Source organism: Paenibacillus castaneae (genome assembly GCF_002884445.1).
GTDB classification, from domain to species: Bacteria; Bacillota; Bacilli; order Paenibacillales; family Paenibacillaceae; genus Pristimantibacillus; species Pristimantibacillus castaneae.
The window spans coordinates 1782762-1804277 of sequence record NZ_KZ614144.1 but is presented as its reverse complement, the minus strand read 5'-3'; the positions used below and the strand labels follow the sequence as shown (position 1 = coordinate 1804277).

Genomic DNA, 21516 nt, shown 5'->3' with positions numbered 1-21516 from the left:
ATTAAGAAGATAAACAAACATTTTCACAAAAAGCACAAAAAAGCCGCGTAAGCTGACGCGGCTGAAACAAAATTAATCTATTATTTCGAACGGGACAGCAAATATAGAAAATAGGGTGCCCCGATGACAGCAACTACGATTCCTACAGGAATTTCAGTCGGTTGAAATGCCCAGCGAGCCAGCGTATCCGATACGATTACAAGCAATGCGCCTACTAATGCCGATGTCGGCAGCAGCACCTCATGCTTGGGTCCGACGAGTCTTCTCGCCAAGTGAGGAGAAATAAGTCCGACAAAGCCGATTCCCCCGCCGACAGCAACGCATGAGCCTGCCAAGGCAACCGCGGCAGTTAGCAGCCACGCTCGCTCTTTATTCACATGAGCGCCTAGCCCTAACGCCAGCTGGTCGCCTAGATTAAGAGCATTTAATGATTTAGCCTTATAAGACACGAATGGTACAATAATAACGAGCCAAGGCAGCAGTGCAAGTACATACTTCCAATTTGTTCCCCAGATGCTGCCTGCCATCCAGACTGCAAAAAATTGATACCGATTAGGATCAAGCCTTAATGTTAAAATTTGAGTCACAGCGACAATACCGGCAGCTATAGCTATACCGACTAATACCATGCGGGTTGGCAACAAGCCTTTATGTTTCTTATACGAGAATAAATAGATGACCAAAGCGGTTAAGAATGCTCCAATCAACGCTAGAAGCGGCATCAAAAAAATAGAACCGCGCTCCGTTGTCGGATAATATACGATGAAGAGAATAACAGCTAATCCCGCTCCTGCATTAATGCCGAGAAGCCCGGGATCTGCAAGCGGATTGCGAGAAAGGCCTTGAATAATACATCCTGATACCGCAAATCCAGCACCGATTAATATAGAAATAACGATTCGCGGCAGGCGGAAATCAAATAAAATAAGCTCCTGCATATCCGTCCCTGCTCCGAACAATGTTCTGAGGACCTCTATGGGAGAAAGACTAATAAGTCCGGTATTCATACTAATGATAAATGAGAGAATGATAAGCAGCGTGAGTGTGCTCATCACAATGATTGAACGTTTTCTTCTGCGCTGCTCGGTTGCGTTTATGAATAACGAATCCAAAGCTATTCCCCTTTCATTCTAGTAATCAGATATAGGAAGAAGGGAACGCCGATCAAAGCGATAATAAGGCCGATTGGCGTTTCATGCAGCGGGTTAATAATGCGTGCGCCTATATCGGCAAATACCATCAGCAAGCTGCCGAGTAAAGCCGAGCATGGAATAACCCAGCGGTAATCAACACCGACCAGAAACCGTGCAATATGCGGGATAATAAGGCCAACGAGGGCAATCGAGCCTACCGCGGATACAGCCGCACCCGCTAAAAGAAGAACAATAAGCACTCCTGCCGCTTTCACTAATCCCGTCCTTTGACCAAGTCCCGTTGAAATTTCCTCACCTAGGCTGAGAAGCGTAATCGAACGCGATATAGCTACAGCAGCAGCTAACCCGCCCAGCATCCATGGAGCAACCACTTGAATTTGCAGCCATTTCGTACCGGAAAGCCCGCCTGCATACCAGAACGCTAAATCCTGTCCTATTCGGTAATAGATGGAGACCCCTTCCGTCAGAGCAAGAAGCAGCGCTCCTACTGCTGCGCCCGCCAAAGTTAGACGAACGGGGGTTAATCCACCCTTGGCCAGCGATCCAATTCCATATACTAAACCAAGGCCGATAGCCGCACCGGCAAAACAGAACAGCATCAAGCCCATATATGACATCGTTGGAAAAAAAGCGAAGCAGACCGCCAGCATGAAAGCTGCGCCAGCGTTTACCCCGAGCAGACTGGAGTCTGCAAGTGGATTGCGTGTCATCCCTTGCATCAAAGCTCCAGAGACCGCGAACGCTGCGCCTACCAATGCACCCGCTATTGCGCGCGGCATACGCAGCTCTTTAATAATTTGATGATGCATGATATCTGGATTAAAATGAAATACCGCTTCCCACACCGTCGATAAACGAATATTTGCAGCGCCTACACAAATGGATAAGGCAAGAGAAAATAGTAGAACTCCTGCTCCTCCAAACAAAATAATTGACGCTGTAAATGGCCGAGTTCGCAGCTTTGCGCTGTCCAATGTTCTCGTATTAGAGTGAGATGACATCTTCTAACTACCCTTCTGTATGTAAACTTTAGCTAAAATAAAAAAATCACAAAAAAACGCTATATTGATAACGATTCTCGTTTTCAATATAGCAGATTTTATTGTGATTTTCAATCTAATAAAAAAGTCCATGACTAGAGAGTAAAACGGCTTGGAGAAAATGCGTTGATGTTGAAATCATTCGCCTTTCCCTCAAGCAAATCAGCAACGATAGCCGCTGTAACAGGGCTTAATAAAATACCATTGCGATAATGTCCGGCAGCTATTATTACGGATGGAACCGAATGCAGCTGACCAAGCAGCGGCTGGCCGTCTCTAGTTGCCGGACGCAGCCCAGCCCAGCGATGTGCGGTCTGCTTGTTCTCTAGAAAGGGAAACAACTGATTGCTGCTTCGAATTAATCGGCCGATGCCTCGCTCGGTCACGCTTGTTTCGAAGCCTGCGACATCCTCAGACGCACCGCAGATGAGCCTGTTATTCTTTTTCCCAACCCAATAGGCTTGACTCGAAAACACCATATGATTGATCTCATTCGTATGATGCTCAAAGGAGCAGATCTGCCCGCGTATCGGATGTATCGGAATAGAAAGTCCGAACCAACGTTCATAAGCGCCCGCCCAAGCTCCTGCACATACGACTAGCCGATCAGCATGGATGGCTGACTCCAATGACCTGGCACGAATAGTTACGCCCCCGCCTGTGTGAACAACTACATCGTCAATCTCTCCGGCATGATCCAGCAATACAACGCCTAGCCTGCGGCATGCCGTTTCAAGCGCCGCCACTAGCTTCGGTGCATACACATGGCTTTCATGGGGCAGGAATATGCCGGAAACAGCCGATGCCGCAAGCTGCGGCTCAAGCCCTCGAAGCTGCGCAGCATCAATCAGCTGTGCTTCCGCCCCCCATTCGTTCTGCCAATGCAATCTCGAATGGATAGGCAGCACATCCGCTTCATGCATGAATACATTGATGCTGCCGCTTTGAATCCACTCTGTCTGCAAGCCTGACAGCTCTTCTACAGCTGCTATCCAGCTGGGATAGCTTCTCAAGCTGCGCAAACAAAGCTGAAAGAAGTCATCCGGCTGCTCGGTATTTTCCGAGAATGGAGCCAGCATGCCTGCCGCCGCCCCTGACGCTTGACCGCCAAAAACTCCGGGCTCGATTACCGTAACCCGCATGCCTCGGCGCGCAGCTTCAAATGCGCTCGATAATCCGATAATGCCGCCGCCCAAAACAATAACAGATTGAGGCATTACATTTCGCCTCTATTTCTAGCAGAACCAGCTGCAGCCGGTTCATATAATGAGCCTGCCCAATCACTGCTTGCCGATGCATAGCGTTTCTTCGGAATTCGGCCAGCCAGCCACGCTAGTCGTCCCGCTTCAATCGCTAATCGGAAAGCATGTGCCATTCTTACTGGGTCCTGTGCTTTCGCAATCGGCGTATTAGCCAGTATGCCATCCGCACCAAGCTCCATCGCCTCCGCCGCATCCTTCGGCGATCCAATGCCCGCATCAATAATAACAGGCACATTTGATTGCTCGGCTATAAGTCCTAGATTATAGGGGTTCAATAATCCGAGACCTGTACCAATCGGGGAACCGCCAGGCATAATGGCCGCTGCACCGGCTTCCTCCAGTCTGCGGCACAATATGGGATCGTCTGACGTATAGGGCAATACAATAAATCCTTCTTCAGCCAGCTGCTTCGTTGCGTGAAGCGTCTCTATAGGGTCCGGGAGGAGTGTGCGTGGATCACCGCTAATCTCAACCTTGATCCAGCTGCCGAGGCCGGCTGCACGTGCAAGCCGGGCAATTCGAACCGCTTCCTCCGCTGTTGACGCACCGGATGTATTTGGTAAATAAATGACAGGTTTGTCTTCCACATGCTGAAGCAAGGAATCATCCATCGTACTCTCCAGATTGACACGCCGAACCGCGAACGTAATCACTTCCGAGCCTGATGCATCGAGCGCTTGCTGCAATACCGCCGGGCTTGGAAAGCGGCCCGTTCCAAATAGAAAACGAGAATGCAGCTTATGGCCCGCGATTGTTAGTGGATCCCCTTTCAACCATTCATTCAATCCCATCAGCCTCCTCCCACGAAATGGACAAGTTCTACTATCGCACCACTGTGCAGCACGGTTTCCGCCCACAGTGCACGCTGCACGATTTGTCCGTTAAGCTCGACAACAAGCTTTTTGTTCTGCTGCCCCAGCTCCACAACCAGCTCATCAATTGTCCTTGCGCTCGACTGCTCCTGTTGTCCATTCACCGTAATCGATTTATAGCCGAATGCTGCCGAATTTATTTGTCTTAGAAATGAACGGCATACCTCAGCAGGATCATCACTGCCAACAATGGAGGATACAGCGCATATCCGCTTTGCTCCAGCAGCAAGCACCGCATTCACATTGCTTGGCGAAATACCGCCTATCGCTACAAAAGGGATTGAAATATGCCTAGCTGCCTCCGCGACATAGCTTGTGGTGACAGCAGGCCGTCCCGGCTTCGTATTTGTTGGAAAGACGGGGCCAACTCCAATATAATCGGCCCCGTCACGCTCTGCCGCTTTCGCCTGCTGCAAATTATGCGTTGAAATTCCAATGATACGTTCCTGACCCAGCAGCCGCCTCGCTTCGGCTATCGGCATATCCTCTTGCCCTAAATGAACACCTTCAGCATCGATTTCAAGGACAATATCAGCATAATCATTAATGAGGAACGGCACATTGTACTTTCTGGTCAATATCCGCAGTGCTTTCGCCTGCTCCAATACTTCTTCCCTTGTGCCTGTTTTATTCCTTAGCTGCACTATTCCTGCACCGCCAATAAGCGTCTGCTCCATCACATCAACCAAGGATCTGCCAGGATGATTCGATTCTGCCGTTATGGCGTATAATTGAAAATCCAGCCCTGCTTTCTTGCTCATAGCCATAGACAATTGTAACCCCTTCCTTGATTCATTCATTTAATACTCCAATAGATACTTCTTGCAAAGCATTACAGCGTCATCCGCATCCGTTGTTCCTTGCACGAGCACCCGTCCATCTGAGAAAATAACGAGACGCCTGCTGCATGAAAGCTCGGCTCGCACAAGATAACGATTCACGGTTAATAAGCATCCCTGCATTTCTAATCTTTTCTCCAGCTTTTCCAGATCAAATGCCTTGTCAATCGTTACCTGTACGGTATCCCTTCCGCAAAGGACAGCAGAGCTGACTGCTTCTTCGTGCGCATCCTGTTCATTAGCCGATCTTTCATGTGATGCCTGCTCCCTGGCAAGTACCTGCGAAGCCTCTCCACAATAAGAGCATTCATCTCTCCCTCTCGGCAGCTTCGATTCATGTACCCGAAACGACCATAGATCCATGCTTAGCCAGGTTTGCCGCATCGCCGCTCTGTTGCCCGTTAAATATTTAATTGCCTCTGCTGCCTGCAAAGATGCGATAAATTCAACGGCAGGCGACAGTACGCCAACTGTATCGCAGGTATCAACCTCGCCTTCAGATTCCTCCGCGCCAATTAAACAGCGCAAGCAAGCCGTTCGCCCTGGCAGGAGAGATGCATTCATGCCTTGTGCGCCTGCAATACCGCCATAAATAAACGGAATGCCAAGACGAAAGCATATGTCGCTCATGACGAGCCGAACAGCTGCATTGTCGGTTCCATCCAGCACAAGCTGCGCACCTGCGGCAAGCTCGTTCGCATTCGTTTGGTTTACATCGGCTACCGTAGGAACAATATTAACCTCGCTGTTTATACGGCGGAGCTTATTTGCAGCGGCGATCGACTTCGGCAGCACCGCAAGCGCATCAGATTCATCAAACAGTATTTGCCTTTGCAGATTGCTTGGCTCGACGAAATCACGATCCACCAGTCTGACTTCCCCCACACCGGCTCGAACCATATGCTGAGCAAGCGAAGCGCCAAGCGCGCCAACACCGACGATAAGCACGGATGAGCCGGCCAGCTTAAGCTGGCCCGCCTCTCCTATCGGCGCAAATCTCGTTTGTCTGGAATATCGCTCAGACCATGCCGAATTCTGATCATGAGCCATAAAGTATACTCCCCGCCGCTTTGAACGCTTCCGCTTTCTCCTTCATCCCTCGCTCAATAGCTTCCGACGTTTCCATATCGTTCTGCGCTGCATATTCCCGAATATCCTGAGTGATTCGCATACTGCAAAACTTAGGGCCGCACATGGAGCAGAAATGCGCTGATTTCGCTGCATCCGCCGGAAGCGTTTCATCGTGATACGCCATCGCACGCTCAGGGTCTAGCGACAGATGGAACTGATCACGCCACCGGAACTCGAACCTCGCCTTGGACAAAGCATCATCACGCAGTTTGGCCCTTGGATGTCCCTTAGCTAAGTCAGCTGCATGAGCTGCAATTTTATAAGTAATGACGCCTTCCTTCACATCCTCTTTATTCGGAAGACCCAAATGCTCCTTGGGCGTAACATAGCAAAGCATGGCCGTACCGAACCATCCGATCATGGCTGCTCCGATAGCCGATGTAATATGGTCATAGCCAGGTGCAATATCGGTAGTAAGCGGACCTAGCGTGTAGAAGGGAGCTTCATCGCAAACCGCCAACTGTCGGTCCATATTTTCTTTTATAAGATGCATGGGTACATGGCCCGGTCCTTCGATCATGACCTGCACATCATGCTTCCAAGCGATCTTTGTCAGCTCGCCCAGCGTATCTAGCTCGGCAAACTGCGCAGCATCATTCGCATCGGCGATGGAGCCTGGTCTTAGTCCGTCTCCCAGCGAGAACGATACATCATACGTTTTCATAATCTCGCAAATTTCTTCGAAATGCGTATACAGGAAGTTCTCTTTGTGGTGCGCTAGACACCATGCGGCCATAATGGACCCTCCCCGTGAGACAATACCCGTAACGCGCTTAGCCGTGAGCGGTATGTAACGCAGCAGCACACCCGCATGAATCGTAAAATAGTCGACACCCTGCTCCGCCTGCTCAATAAGCGTGTCGCGGAATACTTCCCAGCTTAGCTCTTCCGCCTTGCCGTTCACCTTCTCCAGTGCTTGATAAATCGGCACTGTCCCAACAGGAACAGGTGAATTGCGGACAATCCATTCTCGTGTAGTATGTATATTTTTGCCCGTAGACAAGTCCATGATCGTATCCGCTCCCCAGCGGGTCGCCCATGCCATCTTCTCCACCTCCTCTTCAATCGAGGAAGCCACAGCGGAATTACCGATATTCGCATTGATTTTCACGTGAAAGCGACGTCCTATAATCATCGGCTCGCTTTCTGGATGATTGATGTTCGAAGGAATGATCGCACGCCCTGCAGCAATCTCGCTGCGTACAACCTCTGGGCTCATTCCCTCGCGAATCGCGATAAACTCCATCTCCGAGGTAATGATCCCCTTCCGAGCATAATGAAGCTGCGTTACATTTCGCCCGGACTTTGCCCGCAGCGGTTGTCTTGTCAAGCCAGGAAACCGCTCGGCACCGCGCTGCTTCATGTTATCCTCCGTCATAAATCCATTATCCTCCGGCTTTATTTCTCGGCCATCATAATGCTCCACATCGCCGCGTTCGTTAATCCATTCGCTGCGAAAGGCTGGTAAGCCGCGTCGCACATCCCAATCATAGCCTTCATCCGTATATGGACCGCTAGCATCATAAACTCGTATCGGCTCATTCGGCTGCTCTTCGCCATTTCTTCCCTTACTTCCCTCTAACGCAATTTCCCGCATCGGAACGCGGATGCTTTCCTTTGAGCCTGTCACATACACTTTTCGGCTGCCCGGAAGCGGAGTCATAATAATAGACATAACAAAAACCTCCCATGGATTAAATAGAACTCCTCCTGGAGGCATACGAGCATATAAGAAAGTTTCAAGCACCGTGCTTTACACATGCACGGCGGCTACGTGAGCTTCTATCACTGGAGCGTGTCTGAAAAAACAAAAAAACCGCTCCAGTGAAGGAGCGGTTGAAGTGTGTCGTCATAGGCGCGGCATCAAACGGACATTCCCCCGGTTAATGCAGCTCCGCCAAAAATGCCTATTCAAGCTGAACAATCAGCTGAATTCGGCAGAGCCTACTCGCCCTTTACATAAACGCACAATCCCACTTTCCTACGCTGGCATAACCCAGATCAGGTTCAAAGGGACCAAAGCGTTTCGCTTTATCTCAGCCGTGACGGCGCCCCTAGTGGATATCCTTGTATGACTATACCGTTTCGGAAAGTGAAATGTCAATCCTATTATTTCTAGCCGGCCCTCATTTAATGCCGCTTTCCTTTATCAGCTTTATCCAACGATCAGCAGTATGATGCCAAGTAAACATCCCTTCCACTCGCTCGCGGCTGCGTCGTCCTAGATTTTGTCGCAGCTGCTTATCGCGCAAGAGCATGTGTAATTTTTCCTTCAGCTCCGATTCGATATGATTCCGATTAACCAAATAACCCGTAACGCCATTCCGAACGATTTCCTTCATGCCTCCTGCACGCGTAGCGATAACAGGTACTCCGCAGGACATCGCCTCAACGTTGACAAGGCCAAATGCCTCACGCTGGCCAGAAGGCACTACCACTACATCGGCAACCAGCATCCAGCCCGGCACTTCAGAATGAGGGATATATGGGATAAAACGTACATGGCCGGGGCTTTTTCTTCCTAGCAGCTCCAGCTTCCGCGTATACGCCGTTTTCCGATGCGAGCCATAGAAAGAGCTGCCGACAATAACGACTAGAAGGTCGGGATGGCTTCTTGCAAGCTCCGGAACGATATTTAGCAAATGATGCACACCTTTAAGCGGAATAAGCCTACCCATAAACAATACGACCTTCTTGCCGCTCAAGCCTCTTTTCTGCCGCAAGCTTTGCCTCTTTGCTGCTCCTTCGGCTGAATATTGCGATGGAAACCGCTGCGTATCAACACCGGGATAAATGACCCGCAGCTTCGCCGAAGTTTCAGGGGCTTTGGACACAACGATCCTTCTCAAAAACTCGCTGTTGACGATGATCTTATCTGCACCCTGCAAACAGCGATGCAGCTTAGCTGGTGAGATATAGGACTGCCCAATGAACGTGGACGAATGCAAATAAAGCCAGACACGTGTGCCCGGATTTATTTTCTTTATCTTCAGCACGAACTCGGGACGATTCTCGACATCGATCACATGCGGAGCAAATCGCCGTACCGCTTTGGCTACCTGCTGCACATAACGTTGTTTATTGCCGCCTGAGAACCGTTCGCAGACAACACCGTGTAATTGTCCATGACGAGGCAGTCGCTTGCTTAATTTTCCGTAAATTCGCGGTTCCGCATAAGGCATAAGGAGCGGAGCGAACTTCTCCACCACCCGCTCAACGGAGCTGCTTCCCGGAGAAGGGATTGGGAATGAGCCAGGGGTAACAATCGCTACTTTAATGGGTGCCATTTATTCGAAAGCCTCCTACATGTTCTGCTAAATGTAGTATCATACGCTCCGTCCAAGTGGACTGACACGGCGACTGGTCACCCGTTAAAGTTTGATTTTCATTTGGAACAGTCCAGCCTTGCGCGCGGCCATATAAATAATGACGACGAGCGGTCCAATAAACACGCCGATGACACCAACTAGCTTGAAGCCAACGTATAAGCTTACCAGTGCAGACAAGGAGCCGATGCCCACCGAATCTCCAAGAATCTTCGGCTCAACGATGCGGCGAAACACAGTAATGAATAGAAACAGGACAATTAGTCCGATTCCAGTATATGCATTGCCGGTAAGCAGTAGATAGCTTCCCCAAGGCACAAGCACGGAGCCTGTCCCAAGTATCGGCATAATATCAACAACTACAATGAGTAATGCAATCGCTAGAGGGTACTTCACATCGAGAATCAACAGTCCGATTAACGAAAGAACATATGTAATGGCACTCAAGATGAACTGTGACCGTAAAAATCCAAAAATCGATTTTCTCAAATTAATCATTACATCGTTTACCTGCGGCTGCGACTTTTCATCAAACATCGACAAAACAGTCGACTTCATCGTATTCAGACTAAAGCTTATCATGTATATGGCAACCAAAAACACGATAAAGAAAATGAACATCCCCGGAATGCCTGAGGCAAAGGAAAGAAACGTATTGGACAAGGAGCCGACCATTGCGGTAAGAGTGCTCGTTAGTCCCTTCAGCCATTCCTCTAGCGAAGCAATGGCATCAGGAGGTAAATTTTGATAAAGAGACTGCGCCTGATTAATAAGGTCATCGACCATTTCATTCGCATGCTCGAAATAGTTAGGCGCCTTTTTGAAAAAAGCAATAAGCTCTGCGACGATTTTCACTCCTAGCAGGGCGATTAACCCAATGAGAATGACCGTGAAAATCGTACTTGAAATGGCAGCTGCCAGAAGCCGATTCATTCTGAATCTGTTCATAAACAATTGATTAAGTGGCTCCAGAAAAATAGCAACAATTAATGCAAGCAAGAAGGGTGCTCCTACTGTAAATAATAGATAGATAAGCAATAATCCAAGGGCAATAAATACGACCGTCTTTATCGACAAGAGCCTTTCCTCCCCTCTATTATGCTATATGCTTGCAATAATTCGTTTAAGCCTGGAATTGTCCCAATAAACTAATCAATCACCGCGCTCCGCTGATGGAAATCAACTGTTTTGTAATACATATCCTTCACAAGCAAATTTGGTCCGCAGCATGCTGCTGCAGCGCAATGGCAATTGACGCTGCGCGCAAGGGAATGATCGAGCCATTTGTCAAATAGATCCTCCAGCTTGGAATTAGCGATATTGCCAAAAGCCGGTACGTCGGAGAAATCTGTAACGAACACATCACCGGTAAATAAATTAACATTAAGCCGGTTACGGCCGTCTGGATCATTACGGACGGTTACGTTCGGCTCGTTCGCTAGTTTCGTCAGCAGCTTCCGTTCATTCGAATTGTCACTGCAGCGATAGAAGGGAAGCGTTCCGAATAACATCCATATCGATTTATCCCTAGCTTGAAGCAGAAGCTCGATTGCTTCCAGCATTTGCTCACGCGTGAGCACAGGCAGATCTTTGGCAAAGGAGCTTGGATACATCGGATGCACCTCATGGCGCTGGCAGCCCATCTCCACGATTAGCTTATGAATCTCGTCTATTTTGTTATACGTTCTATAGTTGATCATAGATTCCGCCGAAACAAGCACGCCGGTTTCACTCAGCCGCTTCGCATTGTCAATCATTCTATCATACAGCTTTGTTGCTGCTTCAAGCGATACATGATGACCGGCTTTGGCAAAGCCTACTTCATGGAAATCTTTGGGGGACGTGTAATTAAACGATATATGCATAACGTCTAGATAAGGAGCAAGCTGCTCATATCTGCTGTACGGCAGCGTTATATTGGAATTAATTTGTGAGCGAATACCACGGCTGCGGGCATACTGGAGCAGCGGTACCATATAATCTCTAACCGTTCGATCAGAGAAGGTAGGCTCTCCGCCTGTAATACTGATCGTCTCAAGATGTTCAATTTCCTCTAGTCTGTTCAGCATCTCTTGAAGCGGCAGCTTCGCGGGCTCAGATAACACGAGTGTATCTCCGACGGCACAATGCTCGCACCGCATATTGCAAAGATTGGTAACGGTCATTTCGACACTGGTTAAACGATGTCTGCCATACTTCTGCAGCGAAGAAATCGGATCCCACGGATCATTCGTTGGCGATAGCGCAGAAAGCGGCTTGTATGGATGTTGCAAGTCTATAGTATTCATTAATTCAGCACCTGACTTTATTTTCTGGAATGAAAAATTCTCTTTCAATTGTAATCCCCATATGGGCAGGAAGCAAATAATTCAACAAAAAAAGCGCATAGGAGCCTTATCGGCTCCTATGCGTATTAAGCTTTACACATTTGCGGCATGTTTGACCTCCGCAGCATCATCATTCACACTAACAATCATCATATTCAATTGTTTCGACAAATCCAGTTCATATGGCAATTTCAAATCTTCGCCTGCTTCATTGTACAAGACACGAACAATAGGCCTGTGCGGGTAAGAGTGATTAAGATCCGAGATGACGCCTGCTTCTCCCGTATTCAGCTTAACCGTTATACCGATAGGATAAATAGCTACTTTATCACGGAACATCTGCAGCATTCTCTGCTCATAGAGCGTGCCCGATCCTGCATAAAGCCGTTCGACCGCATTATGCGGCAGCATCGGAGAGCTATAAACACGATTAGTCGTCATAGCGTCATATGAATCTACAAGCCCGATCCATTTGGCATAATCATGGATTTCATCGCCCTTGATTCCCCGCGGATATCCGCTTCCGTCAATTCGTTCATGGTGCTGGAAAGCGCAGTGCGCTACCAGCAGAGGAAGATTGGGCTCATCCTTCAGCAGCTCAAATCCGATTCTAGCATGCTGCTTCATCGCTTCGAACTCTTCTTTTGTCAGGGAGCCTGGCTTTTTAAGCACATCAATTGGAATTTTAGTTTTCCCAATGTCATGAAGCAGCGCTCCCATGCCAAGCGTCGTTAGCTCTTCTCTTGTATATCCATTCCCCATGCCGAGCAGTGTAGTATATACACATACATTCAAGGAGTGCTGCAGTAAATAATGATCTACGGAGCTCATGTCCATCAGCATGATCATAGCGTCCTCGTGTCCGGATAAATCATCAATAATCATGTTCATCATTTGCTTTAACGGCTTTGCTATATAAGGATATATAACCCCTTTCTTAGTCAGCGGTCGATCCATGATCTCGCGGAAGCTTGAACGCACTTCCTTAAGCGCGACCCGCATCGTTTCCTCGCTAATTAAGGAAGGCAATATAATATCATCCGTTCTCGGATCTGCAATGTACACATATTGAATACCGCATTGTTCCAAACGGAGAATAAGACGCTCAGTCAACTCTATGTTTTCGCCTAGGAGAACGAGGCCCTCCTGAGAAAATATTTTTTTTGCCAGCTTCATTCCTGGCTTACATTTCGTTATTGGCAGCAGACGCATTTTCTCGGTCCTTCCCCTAAATGATATGCTAAATATTACATCGGAAAAAGCCGATCGTAATGTTAATGTACGGGAAAAACGAGAAAATCGCAACCATTTTATGCTAGTTAATCGACATTATATGTCGATAAACCTATGTTTTCGAATTATTTCGTTTCATTATGCCAGTGGATTTTTCGACATTCCCTGAGCGCTGTCGAATTTTGTAATTGATCAGCGATGACGTCGCGAATGAATTCGGGCAAATAATACTTCAGCTGTTCCATCCTCGCTAACGTTTCATAACCTGCCTTGAAGCTGAACATATCGATCGTACCAAGCGTATAGATTCGTTCATCCGCGAGCGGATCTCCATTCACCGTAACGGAAACGAGCTTGCTCCCGTCAGGCCTCGACGAATCATAAGCAATAGACAGGCCGTCTACAGCGAGCGTGCCAAGCACTTCTCCGCGGAAGCCGTAGCCCTTCAGCGGCTTGTGAATGAACTCGGGCAGCAGCGCTTGCTCAAGTGCTGCACGGATATGCTTGCCGGCAATGCTCATCCGGCAAGGATTAATAGGCGAAGGACAGAGGGCATGCAATTCACCCGCTGTCACGTCTCCTTGCGCAAGGCCGCCAAGCAGCTGTCCCGCGTTAACGATGCCGATCTCGGCATCAGTCCAGCGGCGCAGGCCGGCCGCAAGCAGGTTGCCGAGCGGTGATTCGCGCTCGACACTGGCTGGCAGCGGCGCGCTCAGTCGGGCAATAACCCGGCTGAGCCGCTGCTGGCTCGCTTCGCGAAAGCCGCGAATAATGGCGGCGGCTCCTTGCTGTTCAGGCATAGCGGCAGTCGGCACGCAGGCTGCCCGGAACACAGGGCGAGCAGAAACGGGATCCATCCCGATTTCAACCCGCCCAACGTACTCGCCGAACTTTCCGGCCGCACAAATGGTAGTACCGCCAATAATAAGCGGCACCTCTAACAAATGATGGGTATGAGCACCAAGTATAAGGTCTATGCCTTCCAACTTCTCCGCCATCAGACGGTCGGCTGTTATGCCAAGATGCGACATAACAACGATCACATCCGTCTTGCTGCGGATACGCTCAACCTGCTCTTTAATCGCTTCGAAAGGATCCGTTGACTTCCAGCCCAGCAAGGTATAAAAATCAGTAAACGCTGCGGTAACGCCTATCAATCCAATACTCAGGCCATTTTTGTCAATAATGGTGCTGGGTATCATCCACTCGGGCGGCTCACCGGTGTCTGAAGCCTTCATATTCGCGCACACAATAGCGAACTGTGCCCGATTGACATATGCTTCTGCCAATTGATCAAATGAATAAGTCAGTCCTTCATTATTGCCGATCGTAATCGCTTCATATCCAGCATCATTCAGAAGCTCTACATTTACGACGCCGTTACTGCCTTCTGTTTCCACACGCATCCGATCCATATGATCGCCGCAATCAACGGCAAGAACGCTATCGCTGCCAAAGGTCCGCCGCTCCTCCGCGATAAAGGAAGCTATTTGGGCGGCATGCTCTAAGCGACTATGGATATCGTTCGTGTGAATGAGAACCACTTTGGTACGTATGCTGTCTGTCAAATTCATGCACGCCTCCTAATCGCTCCATATCAGCGCTTCAACTCAGTCTATTTGTGCATACGCAGCTCTTCTGCCGAAAATGTATGCTTCATTTATTAACCTCCAATTTGCGACATTCGCCGCTCGGTAGGCACATGAGTCAACGCAGTGTCAGCCAGCTTGGCAGCCATTTCATGATTTTCCGGCTTTATATCCATTGCTTTAAGCAGGATTTGCCGCATTGCGTCCGGATTGCCGAAGGCATCCTTCACATTTAATTCATCAACCCAATATAAGCAAGGCTTGATCGAGCCGTCAGCTGTCAAACGAAGCCGATTGCAATTGCTGCAGAAATGATCGCTAATAGGATGGATCAATCCAAACGAACCGCGCCCCCCTGCCATTTGATAATCCTCAGATGGACCATTTCCGTGCACATTAGGACCGCGTTTTATGGAATAGCCGGCTCCCTCCGCTACCTCCAGCACCCTTGAGAGCGGCAAATAGTGCTTTTTCCAATTTTCATCTGCGTGGCCGATCGGCATATATTCTATAAACCTCACATGCATAGGCTGCTCATACGCCAGCTTCAGAAAGGCAGCAATTTCGTCTTCATTAACTTCTTTTAAAAGCACGCAATTAAGCTTGATCGGATTGAACCCTACAGCAGCAGCAGCCTCAATCCCTTCCATCACTCGTTTCAATTCTCCGCTGCGCGCTATAAACCGAAATCTTGCAGCATCCAATGTGTCTAAACTTATATTAACGCGGTTTAAGCCTGCTTTGCGCAGCGCTTCTGCCTGCTTGGCAAGAAAAATCCCATTTGTGGTTAAAGCGATATCGCGTATTCCATTGATAGAGGATAAACGGCTAATCAAATCGTCAAGCCCTGGTCGAATTAGCGGCTCTCCGCCTGTAATTCGCAGCTTGGAGATGCCTAAAGCAGCGCCCGCTTCTACCACCTCGACAATTTGGTCATAAGATAATAAATTAGCGGACTCCGTAAACTCCATTCCCTCTTCAGGCATGCAATATAAGCATCGTAAATTACATCGATCTGTTACTGAAATACGCAAATAATCGTGTACGCGTCCATAACGGTCCGTCAAGGTCGGCATGAGTCACGCTCCTTTTTTTATACCTCTCAGCATAACATTTTTTTTCGAATTATGATATTCTATATACAGCTTTTAGCCTAAAGAACGTGAGGTTCTATATCATGACATATAACTGGACTATCCAACTATTTGCCGGCCTTCCTGAACGATTAGGACTGCCTGTGCTAAACATAAAATCCGAATTCGAGCATTTAACCGTAATGCAATTAAAGGAAGTGATCGCAGCTCAATACCCTGATCATAGCGGAATTATCCACATTTCATTCATCGCTCGCAATCACGCATATGCGGCAGAAGAAACGCTTCTTCACGCGGCAGATGAGCTTGCTCTGCTGCCCCCTGTCTCCGGCGGAGAGGAAACATCCAGCGCCACAGATAAGCAGCGCAATCGCTATGTGATTACAGCTGAAACCATAAATGCAGATGAAGTGCTGGCGAAGGTTATCATTCCAGAGCATGGGGCTGCCATCGCTTTCGTGGGGACAACCCGTGAATGGACGAATGGACAGCGGACAGTGAGTTTGGAATATGAAGCTTACGCTCCAATGGCTATTGCCACGATGCAGCAAATCGGAGATGAAATAGCTCAGCGCTGGCAAGGCGCAAGCTGTGCAATCAGCCACCGCATCGGAGTTGTGGGCCTAGCAGAGACTAGTGTCGTTATAGCCGTATCCTCACCGCATAGAGATGCCTGTTACGAAGCAAGCCGCTATGCCATCGAGAGATTAAAGCAAATTGTGCCGATATGGAAAAAAGAGATTTGGGAGGACGGCTCCGAATGGAAAGGCCATCAGCTTGGGCCGTGGAATCCGCTAGATCCCATAACCGAATTTTAAGCTTGACTATTAAGTAGAAATATAATTTTAGAAAATAAGAAGGAGAGTTCTCAGATGAAAAAGACAATTCACCAGGCTGCTTCTTCAGAAATGAATGCTTCTCCTGCCACAGCGCGCTACGCCCGGCAAATTCGTTTTGCCTCCATCGGCGAGCAGGGTCAGCAGGCGCTTGGAAGCAGCCGTGTTGCCGTCGTAGGTATGGGTGCGCTTGGCTCAGTCATTGCACAGCATCTGGTACGATCCGGTGTTGGTTATGTGCGAATTATTGACCGCGATCTCATTGAATGGAGCAATCTGCAGCGGCAAATGCTATATACCGAAGAGGATGTTCGTTCCTTGCTTCCGAAAGCGCAAGCAGCTGCTAGACACTTGCAAGCTATCAACAGTTCCGTAACGATAGAACCGATTGTTGCTGACTTAACCGCTTTAAATGCGGAAGAGCTTCTTTCAGATGTGCAGCTCATCATGGATGGCAGCGATAACTTCTCCGTCAGATACCTCATAAATGACTATAGCATCAAGCATGGCATTCCTTGGATATACGGCGGAGCAGTTGGCGCATCAGGCTTGACCATGACCATTATCCCTCATGAAACAGCTTGTTATCGCTGCTTATTTGACGAGCCTCCTGCCCCAGGCACTACAGATAGCTGTGAAACAGCTGGCGTGATCTCACCGATAGTAGATATTATCGCCTCTGTGCAAGCTGCGGAAGCGATTAAGCTGCTTTCAGGTAATCGGCAGTCGCTGCACAACACATTGTTTCAGGTGGATCTCTGGAACCATTCCTGGCTTCCAGTCTCGTTAGTGAATGCCAAGCGAAGCAATTGCACCTGCTGCAGTCAACAGAGCTATACATTTCTGAATGACATGCATTCGGAGCTGTCTGCTGCAACGCTATGCGGTCGCCATTCTGTTCAGATTTCTCCATATCAGCCTGTAACACTTCACTTAGAGGAGCTTGCTGAGCGATTAAAGATGGTTGGCCCCATTTCATCCAATCGTTTTTTACTCCGCATTGAATTAAAGGAAGGCTTGACCTTTGTCCTATTCAGTGACGGTCGCGCTATCATTCAAGGGACCGATGAAATTATAAAAGCAAGATCGATTTATGCTGAAATTTTAGGTATTTAGACTCATTTAATTTATCCTCATATTGCCATTCTAACAATAGATTGTTACTATTGTAGGTATATAACTTACTATAATTAACTGAGGTGTCTTCATGAGGGTTCATGTAACAGATTTATTGAATGGAGACGAGTTAAGCCGTGATATGTTTAATAATTACGGCCTTCATGTTCTCTCAAAAGGTACAACTCTTAATGAAAAGGAAATATCTAAATTATTTCAGCATCAAATCGAGTATGTTGATATAGAAGAAAGACAGAATAGTAAACCAATCTCTCGTACTATTGAATCTACGATAAATCCGAAATGGCTGCCTTCCGTACAGCCCATTTACGAAAACGCTGTCAAAAAAACAGAGAGCTTATTTATGAACGCCCTCGATCAAGGCTTCATAAATGACCAAGAAGTAACTTCCATGCTTCAACCATTATTGAATAATCTCCAAATGGAACGTGATGTCGTATCGATGCTGCTTCTGCTCAACACCAATGATGAATATACTTATCAACACTCCGTACAAGTAGGTATGCTATCCTTCTACTTAGCCACTTGGGTTGGTTATTCTGATGAAGAAGCCAAACAAATCGGTAAAGCTGGATTTCTGCATGACATTGGAAAATGCAGGATTGATGAAAGTATTCTCAATAAAGCCGGCAAGCTTACAACAGAGGAATTTGACGAAGTAAAGAAACATACCATCTACGGACATGAAATTATTTCCAATTCCGTTTATGAACCCTTATTTGCTTACGGAGCGCTCCAGCATCATGAACGAAATGACGGCTCTGGTTATCCTTACGGATTAAGCGGCGAGGATATCCATCCCGTCGCCAAAATCATTTCCGTAGTTGATATTTACAGCGCCATGATCTCTCAGCGAGTCTATCAGAATAAGCGTGATTTATTACTCGTGCTTAAGGAAATATATCGTTTAAGCTTCAAAGAGCTTGATGCTCATACCGCTCATACCTTTATTAAGCATATGATTCCAAACTTCATCGGCAAACGAGTTGAGCTTGTTTCTGGCGAGGTCGGAATTATTATTATGACTCATCCTACTGAATTTTTTCAGCCGCTTGTTCAAATTGAAGATCGATTCATTGATTTAACTATTGAACGTGATTATGAAATAAAGCATGTTTATATATGATGTTATTTTAAGATAAGACTTACTTTAACAAAAGACAAACCGCGAATATCTGACTTGTACACAAGTCAAGTATTCGCGGTTTGTCTTTTGGCTCGTTCAACTAGATCATTATCATAGTCAGGTAGCCCGCTAATTATGCAGCGGGCTTTTTTTCATTATTATTTCCTACTGAAAACGCTGTTCCATTCCCATTCCCGTATTCATTGGATTGGATGCGGATTGATACGTATTCAGTATGGTATTCGTTGTTTCTTGCTTCATCGTCGGTACTTGATAATAGCCCATATGGTTCATATATTGCCATACTTCATAAGCTTGCTCAGCGCAATTAACAGCTCCTTGCTGCAGCATTCTTCGAAGCTGAGGATCAGCACACTCCAAGGCAGCTATCATTTTCATTGTAGCTGAAGATTTATGACAAGCAAGCATACTGCTGGATACGTCCCGATCATCGAATTGATTCATACTCATATTAGGGCTTTGCCTCACTGGATTATCAAGTCCATAGATTGGGGCGCTCTGTCCTGAGGAGCGGTATGGAACAGCCGCGGTATTCCCTTGATTATTCAAGGTGTTCACCATTTGGTTATATTCATTAGTCATAAATTGAAGCTGATTATTGAGTATTTGACGTAATCGTTGATCTTGCACGAAAGAACTATACAGATTGAAGTGGTTAATGCCATTTATCGCCGTTGTTAAGATTTCATGCACTTCCATTGTCTCATGTGCCCCTAAATTTGCTGCCACTGGTTTACCTCCTTTATTTTTGAAACTTGTATTACTTTGTCCAAATATACTTTAATTATCTATATGATTTTTTATATTTTTCCCTCGTATTTATAACATCCTTGACTGCATTCAATAGCTCTGCATACAAACTGCTCTATATTAGAATGTAGCATTACTTTTTCATTGATTATGTAATGGGATAGCCCCTTTATTATTAATCCAAACAAAAAAAAGAATCCATAGTTAAGTTCTACGGATTCTATCATTCCTATTTAAGTAAAGCGTAGGTTTTACAACAACCTATCAAAAAAATTAAGGTTTACGCATATTGGGCTAAATGGATCGAATAGGTATCGTATACTCATACACTATTTCGAAACCGTTTAGCCCTTGATACGACTGCGTTTTTATTAACCGATGGAGCCTTCCATCTCGAACTTGATCAAACGGTTCATCTCTACCGCGTATTCCATCGGCAGCTCTTTCGTGAACGGCTCGATGAAGCCCATTACGATCATTTGCGTCGCTTCCGCTTCGCTCATACCGCGGCTCATCAGGTAGAATAATTGGTCTTCTGATACCTTCGATACTGTAGCTTCATGCTCAAGTGTAATATTATCGTTCAAAATCTCGTTATAAGGAATCGTATCCGAAGTCGATTCATTATCGAGAATGAGCGTATCACATTTGATGTTCGCTTTCGCACCGTCAGAGTTGCGTCCGAAGGAAGCAAGTCCACGGTATGTTACTTTACCACCGTGTTTACTGATCGACTTGGAAATGATAGTGGAACTCGTATCAGGTGCAAGATGCGTCATCTTAGCGCCTGCGTCTTGGTGCTGGCCTTTGCCTGCTACTGCAATCGACAATACCATTCCTTTCGCACCGCGACCGCGCAGTACAACAGCAGGGTACTTCATCGTCAGCTTAGAACCAATGTTTCCGTCTACCCATTCCATAGTTGCATTCTCATCAGCAACGGCACGTTTCGTAACGAGGTTGTAGATGTTCGGTGCCCAGTTCTGAATCGTCGTGTAACGAACACGAGCATTCTTCTTGACCAATATTTCTACGACCGCGCTATGAAGCGAGTTCGTGCTGTATACAGGTGCTGTACAGCCTTCAACATAATGAACGGAGCTATCTTCGTCAGCTATAATTAGCGTACGCTCGAATTGACCCATGTTCTCTGAGTTAATACGGAAGTAGGCTTGCAAAGGAACTTCACATTTCACGCCCTTCGGCACGTAGATGAAGCTTCCTCCCGACCATACCGCACTGTTCAATGCAGCAAATTTATTATCATTCGGAGGAATAATTGTTCCGAAATATTCTTTCATCAGTTCCGGATATTCGCGAAGCGCCGTATCCGTATCGGTGAAGATAACGCCTTGCTTCTCTAAATCCTCTTGCATGCTGTGGTAGACTACCTCAGACTCATATTGAGCTGATACGCCGGCAAGAAACTTTTGCTCAGCTTCAGGAATACCCAGCTTATCGAATGTTTCTTTAATTTCGGAAGGAACCTCTTCCCACGTCTTGCCTTGCTTATCCGAAGCACGAACATAATATTGGATATCATCGAAATCCAACTCATCCATGTTGCCGCCCCATCTAGGCATCGGCATTTTGAAAAATTGCTCCAGCGATTTCAGACGGAAATCAAGCATCCATTGAGGCTCATTTTTAATTTCCGAAATCGTCCGTACAATTTCCTCCGTTAATCCTTTACCCGATTGGAATACAGCTTTGTGCTCGTCACGGAAACCGTACTTGTATTCTTCCATTTCCGGCATAGATTTAGCCATCGTTCTTCAC

18 protein-coding genes and 1 riboswitch are annotated in these 21516 nt (G+C 47.2%); of the genes, 3 read left to right on the top strand and 15 right to left on the bottom strand.

Translation table 11 applies throughout. From position 1 onward, the window contains the following. Positions 1-80 precede the first annotated feature (80 nt). The 13 genes from CEF13_RS07795 to moaA all read right to left on the bottom strand — a co-directional run bounded on the left by CEF13_RS07795 (position 81) and on the right by moaA (position 15849). Complete coding sequence (locus tag CEF13_RS07795) at positions 81-1052, bottom strand: FecCD family ABC transporter permease (RefSeq protein ID WP_102716270.1); 972 nt, start codon at positions 1050-1052, stop codon at positions 81-83. Positions 1053-1114: 62 nt separating this feature from the next. After that, positions 1115-2155 carry a FecCD family ABC transporter permease gene (locus tag CEF13_RS07790; protein ID WP_102710163.1) on the bottom strand — a complete coding sequence of 347 codons (1041 nt, stop codon included), beginning with the start codon at positions 2153-2155 and terminating at the stop codon, positions 1115-1117. A 134-nt stretch (positions 2156-2289) separates the two neighbouring features. Beyond that, the gene (gene thiO / locus CEF13_RS07785) at positions 2290-3411 is read right to left on the bottom strand and encodes a glycine oxidase ThiO (RefSeq protein ID WP_102710162.1); all 1122 of its coding nucleotides are present in this window, start codon (positions 3409-3411) and stop codon (positions 2290-2292) included. Further along, a complete protein-coding gene (locus CEF13_RS07780; protein ID WP_102710161.1) occupies positions 3411-4247 on the bottom strand; it encodes a thiazole synthase in 837 nt (278 codons plus the stop codon). Before CEF13_RS07780 ends, thiO begins: the two co-directional genes overlap by 1 nt. Then, complete coding sequence (gene thiE / locus CEF13_RS07775) at positions 4247-5095, bottom strand: thiamine phosphate synthase (protein WP_244917057.1); 849 nt, start codon at positions 5093-5095, stop codon at positions 4247-4249. Before thiE ends, CEF13_RS07780 begins: the two co-directional genes overlap by 1 nt. A gap of 33 nt (positions 5096-5128) precedes the next feature. Then, a complete protein-coding gene (locus CEF13_RS07770; protein ID WP_102710160.1) occupies positions 5129-6217 on the bottom strand; it encodes a ThiF family adenylyltransferase in 1089 nt (362 codons plus the stop codon). Next, positions 6207-7973 (bottom strand): phosphomethylpyrimidine synthase ThiC, encoded by a 1767-nt coding sequence (gene thiC, locus CEF13_RS07765; protein WP_102710159.1) that lies wholly within the window; start codon positions 7971-7973, stop codon positions 6207-6209. Before thiC ends, CEF13_RS07770 begins: the two co-directional genes overlap by 11 nt. Before the next feature lie 286 nt (positions 7974-8259). Continuing rightward, positions 8260-8364: riboswitch (TPP riboswitch) on the bottom strand. A gap of 60 nt (positions 8365-8424) precedes the next feature. Further along, complete coding sequence (locus CEF13_RS07760; RefSeq protein ID WP_102710158.1) at positions 8425-9585, bottom strand: glycosyltransferase family 4 protein; 1161 nt, start codon at positions 9583-9585, stop codon at positions 8425-8427. A gap of 84 nt (positions 9586-9669) precedes the next feature. Continuing rightward, positions 9670-10701 carry a sporulation integral membrane protein YtvI gene (gene ytvI, locus CEF13_RS07755; protein WP_102710157.1) on the bottom strand — a complete coding sequence of 344 codons (1032 nt, stop codon included), beginning with the start codon at positions 10699-10701 and terminating at the stop codon, positions 9670-9672. A gap of 71 nt (positions 10702-10772) precedes the next feature. Beyond that, entirely contained in the window at positions 10773-11912 is a 1140-nt protein-coding gene (gene yfkAB / locus CEF13_RS07750; protein ID WP_102716268.1) for a radical SAM/CxCxxxxC motif protein YfkAB, read from the bottom strand. Positions 11913-12044: 132 nt separating this feature from the next. Further along, entirely contained in the window at positions 12045-13163 is a 1119-nt protein-coding gene (locus tag CEF13_RS07745; RefSeq protein WP_102710156.1) for an HD-GYP domain-containing protein, read from the bottom strand. Positions 13164-13309: 146 nt separating this feature from the next. Next, entirely contained in the window at positions 13310-14758 is a 1449-nt protein-coding gene (locus tag CEF13_RS07740) for a bifunctional metallophosphatase/5'-nucleotidase (protein WP_243864511.1), read from the bottom strand. 89 nt (positions 14759-14847) lie between these two features. Then, the gene (moaA, locus tag CEF13_RS07735) at positions 14848-15849 is read right to left on the bottom strand and encodes a GTP 3',8-cyclase MoaA (protein WP_102710155.1); all 1002 of its coding nucleotides are present in this window, start codon (positions 15847-15849) and stop codon (positions 14848-14850) included. A gap of 101 nt (positions 15850-15950) precedes the next feature. Between moaA and CEF13_RS07730 the strand changes: the two genes are divergently transcribed. The 3 genes from CEF13_RS07730 to CEF13_RS07720 all read left to right on the top strand — a co-directional run bounded on the left by CEF13_RS07730 (position 15951) and on the right by CEF13_RS07720 (position 18966). Beyond that, complete coding sequence (locus tag CEF13_RS07730) at positions 15951-16685, top strand: molybdenum cofactor biosynthesis protein (RefSeq protein ID WP_102710154.1); 735 nt, start codon at positions 15951-15953, stop codon at positions 16683-16685. Between the two features lie 54 nt (positions 16686-16739). Further along, positions 16740-17819 (top strand): ThiF family adenylyltransferase, encoded by a 1080-nt coding sequence (locus tag CEF13_RS07725; RefSeq protein ID WP_243864510.1) that lies wholly within the window; start codon positions 16740-16742, stop codon positions 17817-17819. Positions 17820-17910: 91 nt separating this feature from the next. Beyond that, entirely contained in the window at positions 17911-18966 is a 1056-nt protein-coding gene (locus tag CEF13_RS07720; RefSeq protein WP_102710153.1) for an HD-GYP domain-containing protein, read from the top strand. A gap of 165 nt (positions 18967-19131) precedes the next feature. Here the strand turns inward: CEF13_RS07720 and CEF13_RS07715 are convergent, their stop codons facing one another. After that, the gene (locus CEF13_RS07715; protein WP_102710152.1) at positions 19132-19716 is read right to left on the bottom strand and encodes a spore coat protein; all 585 of its coding nucleotides are present in this window, start codon (positions 19714-19716) and stop codon (positions 19132-19134) included. 392 nt (positions 19717-20108) lie between these two features. Next, positions 20109-21506, bottom strand: coding sequence for a Fe-S cluster assembly protein SufB (sufB, locus tag CEF13_RS07710; RefSeq protein ID WP_102710151.1), 1398 nt, complete (start codon positions 21504-21506; stop codon positions 20109-20111). Positions 21507-21516: the final 10 nt, after the last annotated feature.